A 288-nucleotide genomic window follows, 5' to 3' on the forward strand; every position below is an offset into this window, starting at 1 on the left:
TGCTGGCCATCGGCATTACGGCGGCACTCGCCCAAATGGCGATGACACGTGCCTACCGCTTGGGTAACACCTTGCTGACTGCAAATCTGCAATATCTGGGCATTGTCTTTTCCAGTATCTGGGATGTGCTGATCTGGCGTGACAGTTTGTCCTGGCTTAGCTGGGCTGGTATCGTCGTGATACTGTGCAGTGGTTGTCTGGCCAGTTTTTACAATGCGCGCAATAGTCCTGCTAAAGTGCTACCTGAGTAGCACCTGATCCGATGGCGACTGAGTAGGCCAGCAAGCC

General features: G+C 53.8%; 1 pseudogene. It reads left to right on the forward strand.

Annotated features, from left to right (window positions below):
- Positions 1-251: pseudogene (locus tag KDM89_RS21845) on the forward strand (EamA/RhaT family transporter); the annotation flags it as partial.
- Positions 252-288 lie beyond the last annotated feature (37 nt).

It is taken from the genome of Cognatundibacterium luofuense, assembly GCF_018139685.1.
Lineage (GTDB): Bacteria > Pseudomonadota > Gammaproteobacteria > Burkholderiales > Burkholderiaceae_D > Undibacterium > Undibacterium luofuense.